The organism is Enterobacter sp. D2 (genome assembly GCF_034427575.1).
GTDB classification, from domain to species: Bacteria; Pseudomonadota; Gammaproteobacteria; order Enterobacterales; family Enterobacteriaceae; genus Enterobacter; species Enterobacter cloacae_M.
Genome location: NZ_JAXQPP010000001.1, coordinates 2,547,964 through 2,565,090, shown reverse-complemented (window position 1 = coordinate 2,565,090; position 17,127 = coordinate 2,547,964). Strand labels below are relative to the sequence as shown.

The window sequence follows — 17,127 nt, the reverse complement described above, 5'->3', positions numbered from 1 at the left end:
CCTGGCGGCTTTAGCGCGGTGGTCCCACCTGACCCCATGCCGAACTCAGAAGTGAAACGCCGTAGCGCCGATGGTAGTGTGGGGTCTCCCCATGTGAGAGTAGGGAACTGCCAGGCACCAAATAGAAGAACCCCGCACCGTAAGGTGCGGGGTTTTTTGCTTTGTGCTTATCCTCTCTGGCCTTCCTCTTAATCCCTTATCCTGCTAATGGAATGTGTGATCCCTGTCGCAATGTTATTTATAACAAAATTATAACATTTCATTTACGAGGTAATTGAGTCTCCTGACTCAATACGCCGCTGTTTATGGCAGGAGCATAATCACAATGACAGAAAGCATTACATCAAACGGGACGCTGGCTAACAGTGATACCCGAAGAAGGGTATGGGCAATAGTCAGCGCCTCTTCAGGGAATCTGGTTGAATGGTTCGACTTTTACGTCTACTCATTCTGTTCACTCTACTTCGCACATATTTTTTTCCCATCTGGCAACACCACAACGCAGCTGCTACAAACGGCGGGGGTTTTTGCCGCAGGGTTTTTAATGCGGCCCATCGGGGGCTGGTTGTTCGGTCGCATTGCGGATCGTCGTGGCCGTAAGACTTCTATGCTGATCTCGGTGTGCATGATGTGCTTTGGTTCTCTGGTGATCGCCTGCTTACCGGGATATGAATCGATAGGTACCTGGGCACCGGCGCTACTTTTACTGGCCCGCTTATTTCAGGGATTATCGGTGGGCGGAGAATACGGTACCAGTGCGACCTACATGAGTGAGATTGCACTGGAAGGCCGTAAAGGTTTTTACGCCTCATTCCAGTATGTCACGCTGATTGGTGGTCAACTGCTGGCCATTCTTGTGGTGGTGATCCTGCAGCAAATCCTGACGGACGAACAACTTCACGCCTGGGGATGGCGAATTCCTTTCGCGATGGGCGCAGTACTGGCGGTTGTCGCACTTTGGCTACGCCGTCAGTTAGATGAAACCTCTCAGAAGGAAGTCAGAACGCTGAAGGAGGCTGGAACATTCAAAGGGTTATGGCGTAACCGCAAAGCTTTCCTTATGGTACTGGGCTTTACTGCGGGCGGCTCTCTTAGTTTCTACACGTTCACCACCTATATGCAAAAGTACCTTGTGAACACCACCGGCATGCATGCAAACGTTGCCAGCGTAGTCATGACCGTGGCGCTATTTGTCTTTATGCTCATACAACCTATTATCGGTGCGCTCTCGGATAAAATCGGTCGACGAACGTCGATGCTGATTTTTGGCGGGCTGTCGGCGTTATGTACCGTACCTATTCTGTCTGCCCTTCAGCACGTGACTTCGCCGTATGCCGCGTTTGCGCTGGTGATGCTGGCGATGGTGATTGTCAGTTTCTATACCTCTATTAGCGGAATACTGAAAGCCGAAATGTTCCCGGCGCAGGTACGTGCTTTAGGGGTAGGGCTCTCTTATGCGGTAGCTAATGCGTTGTTTGGCGGATCGGCGGAGTACGTTGCGTTATCGCTTAAATCATGGGGAAGTGAAACGACATTCTTCTGGTACGTAACGATAATGGGTGCACTGGCCTTTGTTGTTTCCCTGATGCTGCATCGCAAAGGGAAAGGCATTCGACTTTAATAGCGCGCCATCTGCCACACGGCATAGCCGGTCGTTGCGCCGGCGACATCCCAGGCGAAATCTTTCCAGCTCCAGCCGCTCCCTGCGGGGCGGCTATCCCACAGTTCTTTTGATGCTCCAAGACTGACTGAGAACATCAACCCAATTGCCGCACTGCGATCCCGGCTGTATCCCTGATGCTGCGCATATTCATTACCGGCTGCAGACAACATCGCGGAAGCGAGGAAATGCTGGGCTTTATCCTGTCCTGACCAGCTATCGTTGGCCATATGGCTACAGCCACTCAGAAAAAGGACGCTCAGTAACAGAGGAATACGCATCAACGGGCTCCATAAAAAAGCCCTGCGTGTGGCAGGGCCTGGACATTACAGAATACGGCTGATAAGTCGGTCGATACGAATACGACGCAAGCGGCGGATAAGCTTGCGGACTTTCACCGGGTAATCGGCAATGCTCTGCAGTTCGCGGTAATGATTCACCACAGTGGTATGTGTGCGAATCAGCTCCAGCTCACGTTCACGTTTTGCGGCTAACTCATGCTGCGGGTCATGGATTAGGATAGCGTTTTCCAGATCCAGTCGCCACGCGCGTGGGTTCAGGTTGTTACCGGTCAGCAGCATCCACTCATCGTCGACCCACATTCCTTTCAGATGGTAAGTGTTGTCTTCATCTTTCCAGAGACGCACAACCAACTGGTCAGTGTTTACGTAATACTGTAAACGGCTCAGGAAACGGCGCAGGTTAATCTCGTAGAGATAAGGCAGCGCACCGATGATTTTGAACGGCTGATCTTCAGGAATGAAGAAGTCGTTTGCAGTTTTATCACCAACGATGATTTCCACTTTTTTACCGTCGCGCAGCAGCTGAATGATATTACGCACCAGCACGGCAGGAAGGTTGAAGTACGGCGTACAGATGGTAAGTTTCTGCTCTGCACACGGCATCAGATGGAAGATCGTTTTGTTAAGCAGGCTTGATTTGCCGAGCCCTACCAGCGGGGTAACGGATAACTCTTCGTTGTTCGCATCGCCCTGGAAATGATAGACCGCATCACGCAGCTCCTGACGGAAGGCGCGAACATCGTTTTTGATTTCCGGGCTTTTAGGACGCTCGGGATCGTCAAGGCGATTAACACCGCGTCCATGGACCAGATTTTTATCAACCCAGTTAAACATGATATCGGCCATCTGCGGATTACGGATCAGATGGTAGCGGTCGTAGCGATATTTATCGAGTTGATGCAGGTAAACATCATTCAGACTTGCACCGCTGTACAGCACGCTGTCATCAATGATGAACCCCTTGAAATGAAGGACGCCGAGCGCTTCACGGGTATTTACCGGGACGCCATAAACAGGCACATCAACGCCAGAATTTTCCTGCGCCGTACGGCAATACCAGTCGGCATTAGTGTTTGAGGCGGCAGCGCCAATACGGCCACGCTGAGCGCGATGCCAGTCTACCAGCACGCGAACATCAAGTTCTGGTCGCTGACGTTTGGCTTCATAGAGCGCGTTCAGGATCCCGCGCCCGCCTTCATCCTGTTCAAGATAGAGCGCCACAATGCAAATGCGTCGCGTGGCGCTGGCAATCTTTTCCAGAAGCGTCTCCCGAAAATGAGCGGGAGCGTAAAAGAACTCTACATCATCAACTGACTGAGAAATCTTCGGTAGTTGAGCAAGGTGTTGTTGATGTTTATTACGCTTAAATTTTGACAACATCACAGTGCGTTTCTTCTCTGTTCATTGAAGGGTTGTCTGTACCATGCAAACAACATAAGCGGACAATGATACCACCAGTCCCGTCCAAAGTGGGTAACATTTCCAGTAGCTTACTCGCGTTTGTCTGATGATCTCAGACTGAGGGACAAGGCCACAATACCTTCGTCCAGCTGAATATCAACGTCAAACCCAAGTTTTCGCGCCAGGGTCACCATACCGCGATTGTTAGGCATAGTAATGCCATTAAGGCGTAACAATCCGTGATCTCGCGTATAACTGATGAGTTTTTCCAGCAGCCGTCTCCCCAGACCCAGGCCTTTAAGATCGGAGCGCACCAGCACCGCAAACTCCGCATCGACGTTATCCGGGTCAGAAATCGCACGCGTGACGCCGAGGATCTCATCCCCCTTATCGGAGCGACGAACGGCAACAAACGCCATTTCTCGATCGTAGTCGATCTGGGTCATATTGGCTAAATCATCGTGGGTAAATTCGTTGATTTCGCTAAAATAGCGATAATAAAGATCCTCTTTCGTGACCTGAGAGATAAAGGCCCGCAGCTGGGGCTCATCTTCCGGCAGAATAGGGCGGAACAAGGCGCGTTCTCCATTCTTCATCTCAACCCACTCCTCCAGCTGCAGGGGATACGGGCGGATCGCCAGACGGCTCTCTCTGTCTCCTTCGAATGGTGCGATATCCAGGGTCACGTCCAGCGCCGTAAACTCATTGCCCGAGGCGAGCAGCGGATGAATGTCCAGCCGCTGGATTTCGGCACAATCCACAATCAGGTTAGAGACCTGCACCAGGAACTGGCTTAACCCGGCAATATCAAGCGGGCGCAGCGCGCTCCGGCCACGGATCTTTTTACTTTTGATCGCCTGGATGATCAGATACCGCGCCAGGTTCATGTTCAGCGGCGGTAACGCCACCACGGCCTGCTCCTCCGGGCGCCACTCAACGCCACCTTCCCCCAGCATGATGAGCGGTCCGAAGACGGGATCGTGTTCAACCACCACCCGTAATTCCTGGGCTCCTGCGCGGTTGGCCATGCTTTGCACCAGCAATCCGTGGATCCTTGCCTGCGGCCAGGCCATTTTTACCCGGTCGAAAATAGCATCAGCTGCCTGCTGCACCTCAGTCGCCGTACGCAGGTATAACATAACCCCCTGAACATCAGACTTATGCGGGATATCCGGGGAGCGGAGCTTCAGAGCCACCGGATAGCCAATCTGTTCGGCTATATGCACGGCCTCTGCGCTGTCGCTGGCGATCCAGGTCGGCAGGGTTTGCATCCCGTAGCTGCCCAGAATGGGCTGGACCTCATGGGTATCAAGCGAGGTCGCGCCTTCTTCAATGGCCTGCTGCAACAGCCGGTGAACGTCGACGGTGTTCGCCGTCAGATTCCCCGGCAAAGCCGGCGTCTCACGCAGCTGTTTCTGGTTGCGGCGATATTCCACCATATGCATAAATGCGGTGATGGTGCCTTCCGGCGTGCGGTAGGTTGGCAGCCCGGCCTCGCTGAACAAGCGCCGTGCCTCCTGAGAGGAAAACTCACCGCACCAGTTGGTGAGCAGGGTAACGTATTTACCGCGTGGATGGTTGCGCACGGCATCAATAAGCGAGCGCGCGCTTTCACTGCCCGGCGCGACCGCGCTGGGGGAGTGGATAATCATCAGCGCATCGAAATCCTGGCTATCCAGCAAAATGGATATCGCCCTGATATAGCGGTCGCTGCTGGCGTCATCGCGCAAATCAAGCGGATTGCCGGGCGTCACGCTGGTCGGAAGCGCTTCTTTCAGGCGCTGCAGCGTCTCTTCACTCAGCGTTGCCAGCTTGCCGAAGCGCCGCCACAGCTCGTCCAGCGCGAGCGCGGCAGGGGCCGCACCGTTACTGACAATCATTAGCTTCTCACCGCGCAACGGGCGCATATGGCTTAACGTCTCAACGGCGGAAAAAAGCTCGTGCGTATCCTGTACCCGCAGCAACCCCGCGCGCTGAATGGCGGCGTCCCAGGCGGGATCCATGCCGGAATGAGAATGCAGCAGACGCTGTGCCGCAGGGCTGCGTCCGCTTTTGATCACCAGGATCGGCTTATTGCGCGAAGCGCTTCGCGAAGCCGAGACAAAACGACGCGCGTCGCTGAGGTGCTCAAGATAAAGCAGGATCGCACTGGTTTTGCCGTCACGCGCCAGAAAATCCAGTAGCTCATCAACGTCGATATCCAGGCTGTCGCCCAGGGCAATGAAGTAGGAGAATCCCATTTCACGCTGCTGCGCCCAATCGAGGATGGTGTTCGATACCGCAGCCGACTGCGAGATAAACGCCAGTTTGCCTTTGCGGATTGGAACCGGGGAGAAACTGGCATTCAGCCCCTGCCAGGGGGCGAGCAGGCCCAGACTGTTTGGCCCGAGAATGCGCATTTGATAGCGGCTGGCGCAGGCCAGAAGCTCGGCTTTCTGTTCAGGCGGAGACGAGAGAATAATGCAGGTTTTACACCCTTTCTTGCCGAGCGATTCCAGCAGCTCCGGGTTGCGCTTCGCGTTCGTACAGAGTACGGCAAGATCCGGCACGAAAGGCAGGCTCTGTACATCAGGCCATGCAAGCACTCCCTGAACCGCCTTATATGCCGGTGTGACGGGCAGGACGGGGCCATTAAATCCCCCGGCCAGCAGATTGCGCATCATCAGATAGCCAGCACGATCCGGTTTCATTGATGCGCCGATAACGGCAATGGATTTAGGACGAAGTAGCGCTTCTAACCCTCGCTGGCTCATGCAGGCCTCCTGTGAATGCAAGCGACCTGATGATTTTAAACGCTTTCTGGCTCGGGCGCTGTGACGCTGCCCTTATGAACGGTTTTTCCCGCCAGATAGCGCTCCCGGAAGCATGAGAAATGGTTGCCCAGAGCCCCAGCCGCAGCGGTATCTCCCGCTAAATCCAGAAGCGCAATTGCCACTTCGGCGGTGCAGTATTGCCCGTCAGCATGCGCTTCACGCAGGCGGTAGGCGGAGACGCGGGAAAGATCGACAGAAATGACCGGCAGCGCGTCGAGATAGGGGCTTTTGCGAAACATTTTTCGCGCTTCGGTCCATGTACCGTCCAGCATGATAAACAGAGGTGGTTTACCGTACGGCGGCGCAGAAAGAACCTGACGCTGTTCTCCCGCGTAGGACGCCGGAAATACCACCATTGGCTGGTAGTCGGGGTTTGTAACTAAATCGAGCAGCGCCTGAGGGGGTTCTGTACGAGACCACTGAAACGCGGCGGTATCCGGCAGAATATCGGCAATAAGACGCCCCGTATTGCTGGGTTTCATCGGCTCGGTATCGAACATGACCAGACAAAAACGGCTTTGTGCCGTACTCGGTGCCAGCGTCTCGCACAGACAAACCTTCAGCGGCAGCAGGCAGCGCTGACAGCGGCGAATACGGTTGCCTCGGGCGAGGAACGGTCGGGTGGCGCGCGCAAGGCGTTCGGCGCGTAATTTAAGAACGGCGTTATCAGTCATGGGCGAAATGCAGGAAAAACGCTATTTTCGCAGAGGCGGGAGCGGGGCACAAGACGTGCCCCGAGAATGTTACAGAGACTCGTTTAACCAGCTTTCAAAAGGCGCTTTTGGAACCGCGCCGTTGAGCATATCGATTACTTCACCATTTTTAAAAATCATAATGGTCGGTATGCTGCGAATACGAAAACGGGCGCTCAGTTCGGGTTCGGCTTCGGTATTGACCTTAACGAATCGCATTTTTCCGCTGCGCTCTTCGGCCACATCTTCGAAAATCGGCGCGAAGCTACGGCATGGGCCGCACCATGGCGCCCAGAAATCGATCACGACAGGAAGATCGTCCTTGAGGAGTTTGTCCAGCGTAGCACCCGTCGCGTTAATGACATCGCCATCAAATAATTCATGGCCACAACGTCCACATTTCGCACCATCTTCCATCCGATCGTCCGGAATGCGATTAAGAGCCTGACAGTTGGCACATACGGTATTCATAACTAACCTCTGATAGAGCCGTGGGACAGCGGCACAACGCCGATAATGTTTCTAATATGTTACATATTATCAATGAGCCTGTTTGAAACAACAATGCGTTTTATTCAATGAGAACAATAGTCACAGGCTTTTGTACGAAATTATGGCTATGCGCTGGCACATCGGGTAATCTGCGCGCTTCGCGCAGCGCTGGTGGAGAAAAGCATGAACGACGAAATGAAAAACAAAAGCGGCAAGGTCAAAGTGATGTATGTCCGCAGTGATGATGACTCTGATAAACGCACCCAAAATCCGCGTACCGGAAAAGGTGGCGGGCGTCCGGCGTCTTCTCGTGCAGACGGTGGCCGTCGCCCCGCCCGCGATGACAGAAATAACCGCGGTGATGACCGCAAACGTGACGATCGCAAACGCGATGACCGTCCGCGTTCCGACCGCCCACGCAGTGACCGTCCACGCGACGATCGTCCGCGCGATGACTTCTCACGTGATAACGCCTCCCCGTGGCGCACCGTTTCTCGCGCCCCTGGCGATGAGACACCGGAAAAAGCCGATCACGGCGGTATCAGCGGTAAAAGCTTCATCGACCCGGAAGTGCTGCGCCGTCAGCGTGCGGAAGAGACCCGCGTGTACGGCGAGAACGCCTGCCAGGCGCTGTTCCTGAGCCGTCCTGAGTGTATCGTCCGCGCCTGGTTTATCCAGAGCGTGACCCCGCGCTTCAAAGAAGCGCTGCGCTGGATGGCTGCGAACCGTAAAGCCTACCACGTGGTTGATGATGCTGAGCTGACCAAAGCGTCCGGTACTGAACACCACGGCGGCGTCTGCTTCCTGATCAAAAAGCGTAACGGCACGACCGTGCAGCAGTGGGTCAGCCAGGCGGATGCCGATGACTGCGTGCTGGCGCTGGAAGATGTGGGCAACCCGCACAACCTGGGCGCAATGATGCGCAGCTGCGCGCACTTTGGCGTGAAAGGCGTGCTGTTGCAGGATGCCGCGCTGCTGGAATCCGGCGCAGCGATCCGTACTGCGGAAGGCGGAGCCGAGCACGTACAGCCGATCACCGGCGACAGCGTTCTGGACGCCCTCGAGCAGTTCCGTAAAGCAGGTTATTCCATCGTGACCACCTCGAGCCATGCCGGTACGCCGCTGTTTAAAGCGACGCTGCCGCGCAAAATGGTGCTGGTGCTGGGTCAGGAACGTGATGGTCTGTCTGACGCGGCGCTCTCCAGTGCGGATCTGAGCGTCTCTATCGACGGAACAGGCAATGTGGAAAGCCTGAACGTATCCGTTGCGACCGGCGTACTGCTGGCCGAATGGTGGCGCCAGAATAAGGCATAATCCATTGTGCTTTTTGTATGCCCGGTGAACCGGGCATACAAACTCAAACTACTCGCTCTCTGCCGGTAATACAGGCATCCAGTCAATTGGCTTTTCGCCACGTTTTTCCAGCCATTCATTCGCCAGAACAAAATGATTACTGCCAAAGAAACCGCGATGCGCAGACAGCGGTGACGGGTGCGGTGCTTTCAGCACGTGATGACGCTGACGGTCAATAATCGCCCCTTTCTTCTGCGCGTGAGAACCCCAGAGTAAAAACACCACCCCTTCACGATGCTCGTTGATAAGGCTGATGACTTTATCGGTAAACGTCTCCCAGCCCAGACTGGCGTGCGAGTGCGCCTGACCCGCCCGTACGGTAAGCACCGTATTCAGCAACAGCACGCCCTGGCGCGCCCAGCTTTCCAGGTAACCGTGGTTTGGCCGGGTAAAACCGGGCACTGTTGCTTCAAGCTCTTTATACATGTTGAGCAGAGAAGGGGGTATAGCCACGCCCGGACGAACGGAAAACGCCAGCCCATGCGCCTGCCCGGGGCCGTGATAGGGATCCTGACCCAGAATGACCACTTTCACATCGCTCAGTTCGGTGTAGCGAAAGGCGTTGAACACGTCTTTCTGCGGCGGGTAAATCGTCTGTCCGGACTGACGCTCAGCGGCAACGGTGCTGAGCGTATTGATAAAATAAGGCTGCTGCTTTTCTTCTGCCAGCACGTCATGCCAGGTTAAAGGTGTCGTCATCTCGCTCTCCTGCGAATCTCAATCTCTGACTAGCTTACCTGTTTCACTCCGGTGAGCAAAATTACGCGCTGAAATACGTGCTAAGTGGCTAAATTTATTTTGAAAAGATGCAGGGTAAGTTGAATTGGTAAAACTGTGAAATTGATCTGAAACAATAAATTCAAACCACACTCTTTATATGGTTGGTGTTTTTGTTGATTTAAATCAATAAATCACCGGGGTGTGAATGTTATATATACACACAAGAAACAATGGTTTTACCAATTGGCCGCAACAGGCCGACACCAGTTAATGTAGCCTAAGGGAGGCAACACATGATTACAGGTATCCAGATTACTAAAGCTGCAAATGACGATCTGCTCAATTCTTTCTGGCTGCTGGACAGCGAGAAGAACGAAGCGCGCTGCGTCGTTGCGAAAGCGGGTTTTGCTGAAGATGAAATCGTACCGGTAAACAAACTGGGCGAAATTGAGTACCGTGAAGTTCCTATGGAAGTGCAGCCTGAAGTGCGCGTGGAAGGGGGTCAGCATCTGAACGTTAACGTGCTGCGCCGCGAAACGCTGATGGATGCCGTTGAGCACCCAGAAAAATACCCACAGCTGACCATCCGCGTGTCTGGCTATGCGGTTCGCTTTAACTCACTGACTCCAGAACAGCAGCGCGACGTTATCGCCCGTACCTTTACTGAAAGCCTGTAACGGCTTCAGCAGGGGGGAATAAAAAAGCCGGGGATTTCCCCGGCTTTTTTTTACTCTTCAGTTTTCGTCTCTGGTGCGGCAGAGCTTGGCTTACGGCGCTTACCAATATTTTTGGTATCGCGGTGGCGCTGCTTCACACGCGGTTTCTCTTTTTCTTTCTCTTTTCTCTCAGCACGTTTTGCGAGCGCTTTCTTGGACGGTTTACCCGTCATTTTTTCACTCGGCGCACGCGTGGTTGGGCGCAGGCCATCAATAACGCGCGCTTTCAGCGGCTCGTCAACATAGCGGCCAATTTTCTGCAGCAGCAGGTAGTCATGCGCTTCAACCAGTGAGATAGCAATACCTTTGCGGCCCGCGCGACCGGTACGGCCAATACGGTGCAGGTAGGTATCGCCGCTGCGCGGCATATCGAAGTTGATCACGTGGCTGACGTCCGGAATGTCGATCCCGCGAGCGGCCACGTCTGTGGCAACCAGCACGTTAACGCGGCCATCGGTCAGGCGCTTAATGCCTTCGGTACGCTTGATCTGCGCCATCTCGCCTTCAAGATAGCAGTTATTGATCCCGGCGTTACGCAGCATTTCTGCCAGCTCGTGCACGCGCTCGCGCTTACGCACAAACACGATTGTGCGCAGCGCATCTTCCTGCTTCAGCAGGTGTTTCAGCAATTCGACCTTGTGCTCGAGATTATCCGCGCGATAGTACCACTGGTGGATCTTCTTACGCTCACGGGTGGACGGCGTCGCCGATACTTCCACCGGATCTTCCAGCAGACGCTCCGCGAAGTCTTTGATCGCTTCCCCTTCGAGGGTGGCAGAGAACAGCATTGTCTGGTTGCGCCAGCGCGTCTCGCCAGCAATGTGCTCGATATCCTGAGCGAAGCCCATGTCCAGCATGCGGTCGGCTTCGTCGAGGATCAGCGTTTCAACCGCGCGGCAGTCGAAGTTCTCTTCTTTAATATACTGCAGCAGGCGGCCCGTCGTCGCAACGACGATGTCCTGGTTTTCGCTGAACACTTCGGCGTGGTTCATGTACGCAACGCCGCCGGTGATGGTGGCGATATCCAGATGAGTATTTGCCGCGAGTTCACGCGCGTGATCGGCAACCTGCATTGCCAGTTCGCGCGTCGGCGTCAGGATCAAAATACGCGGCGGGCCAGATTTTTTACGCGGAAAGTCGAGCAGATGCTGCAACACAGGCAGCAAATAGGCTGCTGTCTTCCCCGTGCCGGTTGGCGCAGAACCGAGCACATCGCGGCCCTCAAGCGCAGGCGGAATGGCCGCTGCCTGAATGGCGGTCGGGCGTGTAAAGCCTTTGCTCTCAAGTGCATTGAGCAGGCTTTCATCGAGTTCAAGTTCGGAAAAAGTCGTTACAGTCATGTTCTACCTCTGTGTGGGGCGCTGATTATAGACGTTACGGCTGTAATCTTCATCTGTTTGTATGGATATCGCTTTTCGGCCACTTCGCTTTCCCCTATGCTACTCCAGTTTCACTTAGAAGGTTGCCCTGACATGTCTCAACTCAAAGCGCAGCTGCGCCGCGATGGTTTTACGTTCAAACAATTTTTTGTCGCTCACGATCGCTGTGCCATGAAGGTCGGTACAGACGGTATTTTACTGGGAGCGTGGGCGCCTGTCGCAGGTGTTAAGCGTATTCTTGACATCGGTACCGGTAGCGGGCTGGTGGCGCTGATGCTGGCGCAGCGTACGGAAGAACATGTCATCATTGATGCCGTCGAACTGGATGCGCAGGCCGCAGAGCAGGCGAGTGACAATATGGCCGAATCTCCCTGGGCAGCCCGAATGAAAGTGGAATGCGCAGATGTGCTCGCCTGGGCGCCTGAACAAACCGCGCGTTACGATCTGATCGTCAGCAACCCTCCCTACTACGAACCCGGCGTTGAGTGCGGGACACCCGAGCGTGAACAGGCGCGTTATACCGGCTCCCTCGATCATAAAGCGCTGCTCACCAGTGCGGCAGAACTCATCTCCGAAGAAGGTTTTTTCTGTGTGGTCCTGCCTGAGAGTACCGGCAACATGTTTATCGGCATCGCGCAGGAGATCGGCTGGACGTTACGTCTGCGTACCGATATTTCGGATACGGAAGGACGACTGCCGCACCGCGTGCTGCTGGCGCTCTCGCCAAAAGAGGGTGAATGCTTTAATGACCGGATGGTGATCCGTGGGCCAGACCAGCGTTATTCCGAAGATTACACTGCTCTGACCCAGGCGTTTTATCTGTTTATGTAAACCTGCGGGGCGAGTATCGACGGGCCGGACTCAGCAAGCTGATCCGGGTAGTCCAGGGTATAGTGCAGCCCGCGGCTCTCTTTACGCATCATCGCGCAGCGGACAATCAGCTCGGCCACCTGCACCAGATTGCGCAGCTCCAGCAGGTTATTGGATACGCGGAAGTTGGCATAATACTCATCAATTTCCTGCTGCAGCATGGTGATGCGGCGCAAGGCGCGTTCCAGGCGTTTCGTGGTGCGCACAATCCCCACGTAGTCCCACATAAATAGCCGTAGCTCATGCCAGTTATGCTGGATCACGACCAGCTCGTCCGGATTATCCACCCGGCTTTCATCCCAGGCTGGCAGGTGCTCTGTCTCGCGGGCGTAAGGCATGCGCTTTGTGATATCTTCCGCCGCCGACCAGCCGTACACCAGACACTCAAGCAGCGAGTTAGAGGCCATACGGTTCGCGCCGTGAAGTCCGGTATAGCTGACCTCACCGATAGCATACAGACCGTCTACGTCAGTACGTCCATGATCGTCAACCATTACGCCACCGCAGGTATAGTGGGCCGCTGGCACAATGGGCACCGGGTCGCGCGTTAAATCAATGCCAAGATTGAGCAGCTTCTCGTAAATCATCGGGAAATGCTGGCGAATGAACTCTGCTGGCTTATGGCTGATATCGAGATACATGCAGTCCACGCCAAGACGCTTCATTTCATGATCGATGGCGCGGGCAACGATGTCACGCGGGGCCAGTTCACCCCGGGCGTCAAAGTCGGGCATAAAGCGGGAGCCGTCAGGGCGTTTCAGATAAGCGCCTTCACCGCGCAGGGCTTCCGTCAGCAGGAAGTTGCGCGCCTGGGGATGGAACAGGGCGGTGGGGTGAAACTGATTAAATTCGAGATTCGCCACCCGGCAGCCAGCGCGCCAGGCCATCGCGATACCGTCGCCGGAGGCAATGTCCGGGTTCGTGGTGTATTGATACACCTTGGAGGCGCCGCCCGTCGCCAGCACCACAGCCTTCGCCTGACAGGTCTCCACCTTCTCTTTATTGCGGTTCCAGACCCAGGCGCCCACCACGCGACGCGTGCCGGGCAGGCCAATCTTGTCAGAAATGATCAGGTCAACGGCATTACTTCGCTCGAGAACCCGAATATTAGGATGGCTCAGCGCTTTGCTGACCAGCGTGGTTTCTACTTCTTTGCCGGTGGCATCCGCTGCGTGCAGGATGCGGCGGTGGCTATGGCCGCCTTCGCGAGTCAGGTGGTAGCTCTCTTCACCGTTGGGTTGAACCTGAGTATCGAACAAGACGCCCTGGTCGATGAGCCACTGAACGCAGTGACGGGCATTGCTGGCGACAAACTCTGCGGCGTGTGCATCCACGATCCCTGCTCCGGCAATGAGCGTATCTTCGACGTGAGACGCAATGCTGTCTGTCTCATCAAACACGGCGGCAATGCCACCCTGGGCATAAAACGTGGAACCTTCACTTATCGGTCCTTTACTCAGAACGATTACGTTTTGATGCTCGGCCAGGCGCAGCGCCAGAGAGAGACCGGCAGCGCCGCTACCGATAATCAGTACATCACAATGGAGTTCAGGTGTTGTGTTCATGATTGTTGTTTAATTTACTAAACAGTGTTGGGGCAGAATAGCACCTGAATGCGATATATCGCACGTATTTTTTTAGAGGCTGTCGCAATGGCTAAACGCGTAAGCGGAGGTAAATGGAGGGTAAATGAGTGAAATTATTTTGCGAAGCAGATCGTTAGCGTCAGATTTTGTGGTGAAATAAAGCCTGTGTTGCGTTACTCTTCTGGCGGGAAAAAGATGTTTCTTGTCAGAAAGTGGTGCGTATCGTGAACAGACTTATAATGAGAGAAAATGAACGGTCTGCGGCGCGATGAACAAAAACAAAGGCGTTACGGAACTTATTGAAGATCAGACACTCTAATACGGTGCTTGCTCAAAGTGCGGTATTTTTAGAGTGGCGTTTCGATAACGCGTGGAATTTAGGTTTGGGGAGACATTACCTCGGATGAGCGAGCAGTTAACGGACCAGGTCCTGGTTGAACGGGTCCAGAAGGGAGATCAGAAAGCCTTTAACCTACTGGTGGTGCGCTACCAGCATAAGGTGGCGAGCCTGGTTTCCCGCTATGTACCGTCAGGCGATGTGCCTGATGTGGTGCAAGAGTCTTTTATTAAGGCCTATCGCGCGCTGGATTCTTTCCGGGGAGATAGTGCTTTTTATACCTGGCTGTACCGTATTGCGGTCAATACGGCAAAGAATTATCTGGTCGCTCAGGGCCGTCGTCCGCCTTCAAGTGATGTGGACGCAATCGACGCCGAAAACTTCGAAAGTGGCGGCGCATTGAAAGAAATTTCGAACCCTGAGAACTTAATGTTGTCAGAAGAACTGAGACAAATCGTTTTTCGCACGATCGAGTCGCTCCCGGAAGATTTACGTATGGCAATTACGTTACGGGAGCTGGATGGTCTGAGCTATGAAGAGATAGCCGCTATCATGGATTGTCCGGTCGGCACGGTACGTTCACGAATTTTCCGTGCGCGAGAAGCTATTGATAATAAAGTTCAACCGCTTATCAGGCGTTGACGATAGCGGGATACTGGAAAAGGTATTAGGCATGCAGAAAGAAAAACTTTCCGCTTTAATGGATGGTGAAACGGTGGATAGTGAGCTGCTCAACGAGCTGTCTCATTCACCCGAAATGCAAGAGACCTGGGAGAGTTACCATCTCATCCGTGACACCCTTCGCGGTGACACCGGCGAGGTTCTCCATTTCGATATCTCAGCCCGCGTCATGGCGGCGATCGAGAATGAGCCTGTTCATCAGACCACTCCGCTGATTCCTGAAGCTCAACCCGCGCCTCACCAGTGGCAGAAAATGCCATTCTGGCAAAAGGTGCGCCCGTGGGCCAGCCAGCTTACCCAAATGGGTGTGGCTGCATGCGTATCGCTTGCAGTTATTGTTGGCGTCCAGCACTATAATACTCAGTCTGAAACTAATCAGCAGCCAGAAGCGCCAGTGTTTAACACACTGCCGATGATGGGCAAAGCTAGCCCGGTAAGCCTGGGCGTACCGGCTGATGCTTCCGCCAGCGGCGGCCAGCAACAGCAGGTTCAGGAGCAGCGCCGTCGCATTAATGCGATGTTGCAGGATTATGAGTTGCAGCGTCGTCTGCACTCTGAACAGCTTCAGTTTGAGCAGGCGCAGACACAGCAAGCTGCTGTGCAGGTGCCCGGAAACCAAACTTTAGGAACGCAATCGCAGTAATGAAGCAACTTTGGTTCGCCATGTCTCTGATGGCGGGTAGCCTGTTCTTCTCTGCCAACGCCTCGGCTGATGTATCATCCGGGGCGTTGTTGCAGCAAATGAATCTGGCCAGCCAGTCACTCAATTACGAGTTGGCATTTATCAGCATCAACAAGCAGGGCGTCGAGTCGTTACGCTATCGCCATGCCCGTCTTGATAACCAGCCGCTCGCCCAGCTTTTACAGATGGATGGCCCGCGTCGGGAAGTTGTCCAGCGTGGTAACGAAATCAGCTATTTCGAGCCAGGGCTGGAGCCTTTCACGCTGAATGGCGACTATATCGTTGATTCCCTGCCGTCACTCATTTACACCGACTTTAAACGGCTTGCCCCTTACTACGATTTTATTTCGGTAGGGCGTACCCGCATCGCGGACAGACTGTGCGAGGTAATTCGCGTTGTTGCCCGGGACGGAACGCGCTACAGCTATATCGTCTGGATTGATGCCGAAACCAAACTCCCCATGCGTGTTGACCTGCTCGACCGTGACGGTGAAACGCTGGAACAGTTCCGGGTTATCTCCTTCAGCGTGAACAATCAGGTTGGCAACAGCATGCAGAATCTGGCTAAGGCCAGCCTGCCGCCGCTGCTTTCTGTTCCTGCCGGGGATTCCGTTAATTTCAACTGGGTACCTGCCTGGATCCCGCAAGGGTTTAGCGAAGTGTCCAGCAGCCGACGTCAGCTGCCAACGATTGAAACGCCGGTAGAATCGCGCCTCTATTCGGATGGTTTGTTCAGCTTTTCGGTGAATATTAATCGCGCAACGGCAAATAGCGCTGAACAAATGCTGCGTACCGGGCGCCGTACGGTGAGTACAACGGTACGCGATAACGCAGAGATCACCATTGTGGGAGAACTCCCTCCGCAGACGGCGAAGCGCATCTCCGACAGCATTAAATTCAGGGCTGCACAATGATCAAAGAGTGGGCGACGGTTGTCTCATGGCAGAACGGCATTGCGCTGGTGAGCTGCGATGTTAAAGCCTCATGTAATAGCTGCGCATCCCGCGCCGGCTGCGGCAGTCGCGTGCTGAATAAGCTCGGGCCGCAAACATCGCACACGATTTCTGTGCCAAGCGAACAGCCGCTGATGGCGGGGCAGAAGGTGGAACTGGGCATCGCGGAAGGCAGCCTGCTCGGCTCCGCTATGCTTGTGTATCTCTCTCCGCTGGTCGGCCTGTTTATCATGGGCGGCCTGTTTCAGATGCTGTTTGGTACCGATGTGGCCGCTATGTGCGGTGCCGCATTGGGTGGCGTGGGGGGATTCTGGCTTGCCAAAGGGCTCTCTCCGACGCTCGCCGCACGCGAAGAGTGGCAGCCTGTCATTCTCAGCGTTGGGCTGGCGCCAGACCAGCTTCGTGTTGAAACGCTCTCTTCTGAGGCCCGGTGATCCATCGGGCTTTATCTTTTTTTACACCCTAAAACAGAAAACGTCCTTTCTTCACG

The 17,127-nt window shown here is 54.6% G+C and carries 17 protein-coding genes and 1 rRNA gene; 10 read left to right on the top strand and 8 right to left on the bottom strand.

All coding sequences use genetic code 11. The annotated features are described in order from the left end of the window. Window positions 1-116, top strand: a 5S ribosomal RNA gene (gene rrf, locus SPG90_RS12195). A 209-nt stretch (window positions 117-325) separates the two neighbouring features. Then, window positions 326-1,621: an MFS transporter gene (locus SPG90_RS12190; protein ID WP_045355288.1), complete on the top strand. Its 1,296-nt coding sequence runs from the start codon at window positions 326-328 to the stop codon at window positions 1,619-1,621. Here SPG90_RS12190 and SPG90_RS12185 read toward each other — a convergent pair. From SPG90_RS12185 to trxC, 5 genes are all read right to left on the bottom strand, one after another. Next, window positions 1,618-1,941: a YfiM family lipoprotein gene (locus SPG90_RS12185; RefSeq protein ID WP_032659514.1), complete on the bottom strand. Its 324-nt coding sequence runs from the start codon at window positions 1,939-1,941 to the stop codon at window positions 1,618-1,620. The genes SPG90_RS12190 and SPG90_RS12185 overlap by 4 nt on opposite strands. A gap of 45 nt (window positions 1,942-1,986) precedes the next feature. Then, the gene (pssA, locus tag SPG90_RS12180) at window positions 1,987-3,342 is read right to left on the bottom strand and encodes a CDP-diacylglycerol--serine O-phosphatidyltransferase (RefSeq protein WP_047173864.1); all 1,356 of its coding nucleotides are present in this window, start codon (window positions 3,340-3,342) and stop codon (window positions 1,987-1,989) included. Window positions 3,343-3,452: 110 nt separating this feature from the next. Next, window positions 3,453-6,116 (bottom strand): bifunctional acetate--CoA ligase family protein/GNAT family N-acetyltransferase, encoded by a 2,664-nt coding sequence (locus tag SPG90_RS12170; protein ID WP_045399420.1) that lies wholly within the window; start codon window positions 6,114-6,116, stop codon window positions 3,453-3,455. 35 nt (window positions 6,117-6,151) lie between these two features. After that, window positions 6,152-6,850: a tRNA-uridine aminocarboxypropyltransferase gene (gene tapT / locus SPG90_RS12165; protein ID WP_126303539.1), complete on the bottom strand. Its 699-nt coding sequence runs from the start codon at window positions 6,848-6,850 to the stop codon at window positions 6,152-6,154. A 69-nt stretch (window positions 6,851-6,919) separates the two neighbouring features. Continuing rightward, the gene (trxC, locus tag SPG90_RS12160; RefSeq protein ID WP_023308858.1) at window positions 6,920-7,339 is read right to left on the bottom strand and encodes a thioredoxin TrxC; all 420 of its coding nucleotides are present in this window, start codon (window positions 7,337-7,339) and stop codon (window positions 6,920-6,922) included. Between the two features lie 204 nt (window positions 7,340-7,543). Between trxC and SPG90_RS12155 the strand changes: the two genes are divergently transcribed. Further along, window positions 7,544-8,674 carry a tRNA/rRNA methyltransferase gene (locus tag SPG90_RS12155; protein WP_029741125.1) on the top strand — a complete coding sequence of 377 codons (1,131 nt, stop codon included), beginning with the start codon at window positions 7,544-7,546 and terminating at the stop codon, window positions 8,672-8,674. A 48-nt stretch (window positions 8,675-8,722) separates the two neighbouring features. Here the strand turns inward: SPG90_RS12155 and ung are convergent, their stop codons facing one another. Next, window positions 8,723-9,412 (bottom strand): uracil-DNA glycosylase, encoded by a 690-nt coding sequence (gene ung, locus SPG90_RS12150; RefSeq protein ID WP_023308856.1) that lies wholly within the window; start codon window positions 9,410-9,412, stop codon window positions 8,723-8,725. Between the two features lie 314 nt (window positions 9,413-9,726). Here ung and grcA point away from each other — a divergent pair, with 314 nt between their 5' ends. Continuing rightward, window positions 9,727-10,110: an autonomous glycyl radical cofactor GrcA gene (gene grcA / locus SPG90_RS12145; RefSeq protein WP_029741127.1), complete on the top strand. Its 384-nt coding sequence runs from the start codon at window positions 9,727-9,729 to the stop codon at window positions 10,108-10,110. A gap of 50 nt (window positions 10,111-10,160) precedes the next feature. Here the strand turns inward: grcA and srmB are convergent, their stop codons facing one another. After that, on the bottom strand, window positions 10,161-11,489 hold the full coding sequence (gene srmB, locus SPG90_RS12140; RefSeq protein WP_023344704.1) for an ATP-dependent RNA helicase SrmB: 1,329 nt from the start codon (window positions 11,487-11,489) through the stop codon (window positions 10,161-10,163). Window positions 11,490-11,621: 132 nt separating this feature from the next. Here srmB and trmN point away from each other — a divergent pair, with 132 nt between their 5' ends. Beyond that, window positions 11,622-12,359, top strand: coding sequence for a tRNA(1)(Val) (adenine(37)-N(6))-methyltransferase TrmN (gene trmN / locus SPG90_RS12135; RefSeq protein ID WP_045399428.1), 738 nt, complete (start codon window positions 11,622-11,624; stop codon window positions 12,357-12,359). On the opposite strand, the gene nadB is transcribed toward trmN, so the two are convergent. Beyond that, window positions 12,344-13,963 (bottom strand): L-aspartate oxidase, encoded by a 1,620-nt coding sequence (nadB, locus tag SPG90_RS12130; protein ID WP_047173867.1) that lies wholly within the window; start codon window positions 13,961-13,963, stop codon window positions 12,344-12,346. The two genes, trmN and nadB, sit on opposite strands and share 16 nt — an antisense overlap. A 344-nt stretch (window positions 13,964-14,307) precedes the next feature. On the opposite strand from nadB, the gene rseD reads away from it, so the two are divergent. The 5 genes from rseD to rseC are packed head-to-tail and all read left to right on the top strand — an operon-like array spanning window position 14,308 to window position 17,071. Continuing rightward, entirely contained in the window at window positions 14,308-14,391 is an 84-nt protein-coding gene (gene rseD / locus SPG90_RS22380) for a rpoE leader peptide RseD (protein ID WP_223605340.1), read from the top strand. Further along, complete coding sequence (rpoE, locus tag SPG90_RS12125; protein ID WP_006176728.1) at window positions 14,388-14,963, top strand: RNA polymerase sigma factor RpoE; 576 nt, start codon at window positions 14,388-14,390, stop codon at window positions 14,961-14,963. The genes rseD and rpoE overlap by 4 nt, the downstream gene beginning before the upstream one ends. A gap of 31 nt (window positions 14,964-14,994) precedes the next feature. Next, window positions 14,995-15,645, top strand: coding sequence for an anti-sigma-E factor RseA (gene rseA, locus SPG90_RS12120; RefSeq protein WP_008502186.1), 651 nt, complete (start codon window positions 14,995-14,997; stop codon window positions 15,643-15,645). Continuing rightward, entirely contained in the window at window positions 15,645-16,598 is a 954-nt protein-coding gene (rseB, locus tag SPG90_RS12115) for a sigma-E factor regulatory protein RseB (RefSeq protein ID WP_023308851.1), read from the top strand. Before rseA ends, rseB begins: the two co-directional genes overlap by 1 nt. Further along, complete coding sequence (rseC, locus tag SPG90_RS12110) at window positions 16,595-17,071, top strand: SoxR-reducing system protein RseC (RefSeq protein ID WP_045399436.1); 477 nt, start codon at window positions 16,595-16,597, stop codon at window positions 17,069-17,071. The genes rseB and rseC overlap by 4 nt, the downstream gene beginning before the upstream one ends. Window positions 17,072-17,127: the final 56 nt, after the last annotated feature.

Bases quoted from the DNA above. Each gene is read 5' to 3' on its own strand.
- SPG90_RS12190 (WP_045355288.1), top strand. From the start codon at position 326: ATGACAGAAAGCATTACATCAAACGGGACGCTGGCTAACAGTGATACC.
- SPG90_RS12185 (WP_032659514.1), bottom strand. From the start codon at position 1,941: ATGCGTATTCCTCTGTTACTGAGCGTCCTTTTTCTGAGTGGCTGTAGC.
- pssA (WP_047173864.1), bottom strand. From the start codon at position 3,342: ATGTTGTCAAAATTTAAGCGTAATAAACATCAACAACACCTTGCTCAA.
- SPG90_RS12170 (WP_045399420.1), bottom strand. From the start codon at position 6,116: ATGAGCCAGCGAGGGTTAGAAGCGCTACTTCGTCCTAAATCCATTGCC.
- tapT (WP_126303539.1), bottom strand. From the start codon at position 6,850: ATGACTGATAACGCCGTTCTTAAATTACGCGCCGAACGCCTTGCGCGC.
- trxC (WP_023308858.1), bottom strand. From the start codon at position 7,339: ATGAATACCGTATGTGCCAACTGTCAGGCTCTTAATCGCATTCCGGAC.
- SPG90_RS12155 (WP_029741125.1), top strand. From the start codon at position 7,544: ATGAACGACGAAATGAAAAACAAAAGCGGCAAGGTCAAAGTGATGTAT.
- ung (WP_023308856.1), bottom strand. From the start codon at position 9,412: ATGACGACACCTTTAACCTGGCATGACGTGCTGGCAGAAGAAAAGCAG.
- grcA (WP_029741127.1), top strand. From the start codon at position 9,727: ATGATTACAGGTATCCAGATTACTAAAGCTGCAAATGACGATCTGCTC.
- srmB (WP_023344704.1), bottom strand. From the start codon at position 11,489: ATGACTGTAACGACTTTTTCCGAACTTGAACTCGATGAAAGCCTGCTC.
- trmN (WP_045399428.1), top strand. From the start codon at position 11,622: ATGTCTCAACTCAAAGCGCAGCTGCGCCGCGATGGTTTTACGTTCAAA.
- nadB (WP_047173867.1), bottom strand. From the start codon at position 13,963: ATGAACACAACACCTGAACTCCATTGTGATGTACTGATTATCGGTAGC.
- rpoE (WP_006176728.1), top strand. From the start codon at position 14,388: ATGAGCGAGCAGTTAACGGACCAGGTCCTGGTTGAACGGGTCCAGAAG.
- rseA (WP_008502186.1), top strand. From the start codon at position 14,995: ATGCAGAAAGAAAAACTTTCCGCTTTAATGGATGGTGAAACGGTGGAT.
- rseB (WP_023308851.1), top strand. From the start codon at position 15,645: ATGAAGCAACTTTGGTTCGCCATGTCTCTGATGGCGGGTAGCCTGTTC.
- rseC (WP_045399436.1), top strand. From the start codon at position 16,595: ATGATCAAAGAGTGGGCGACGGTTGTCTCATGGCAGAACGGCATTGCG.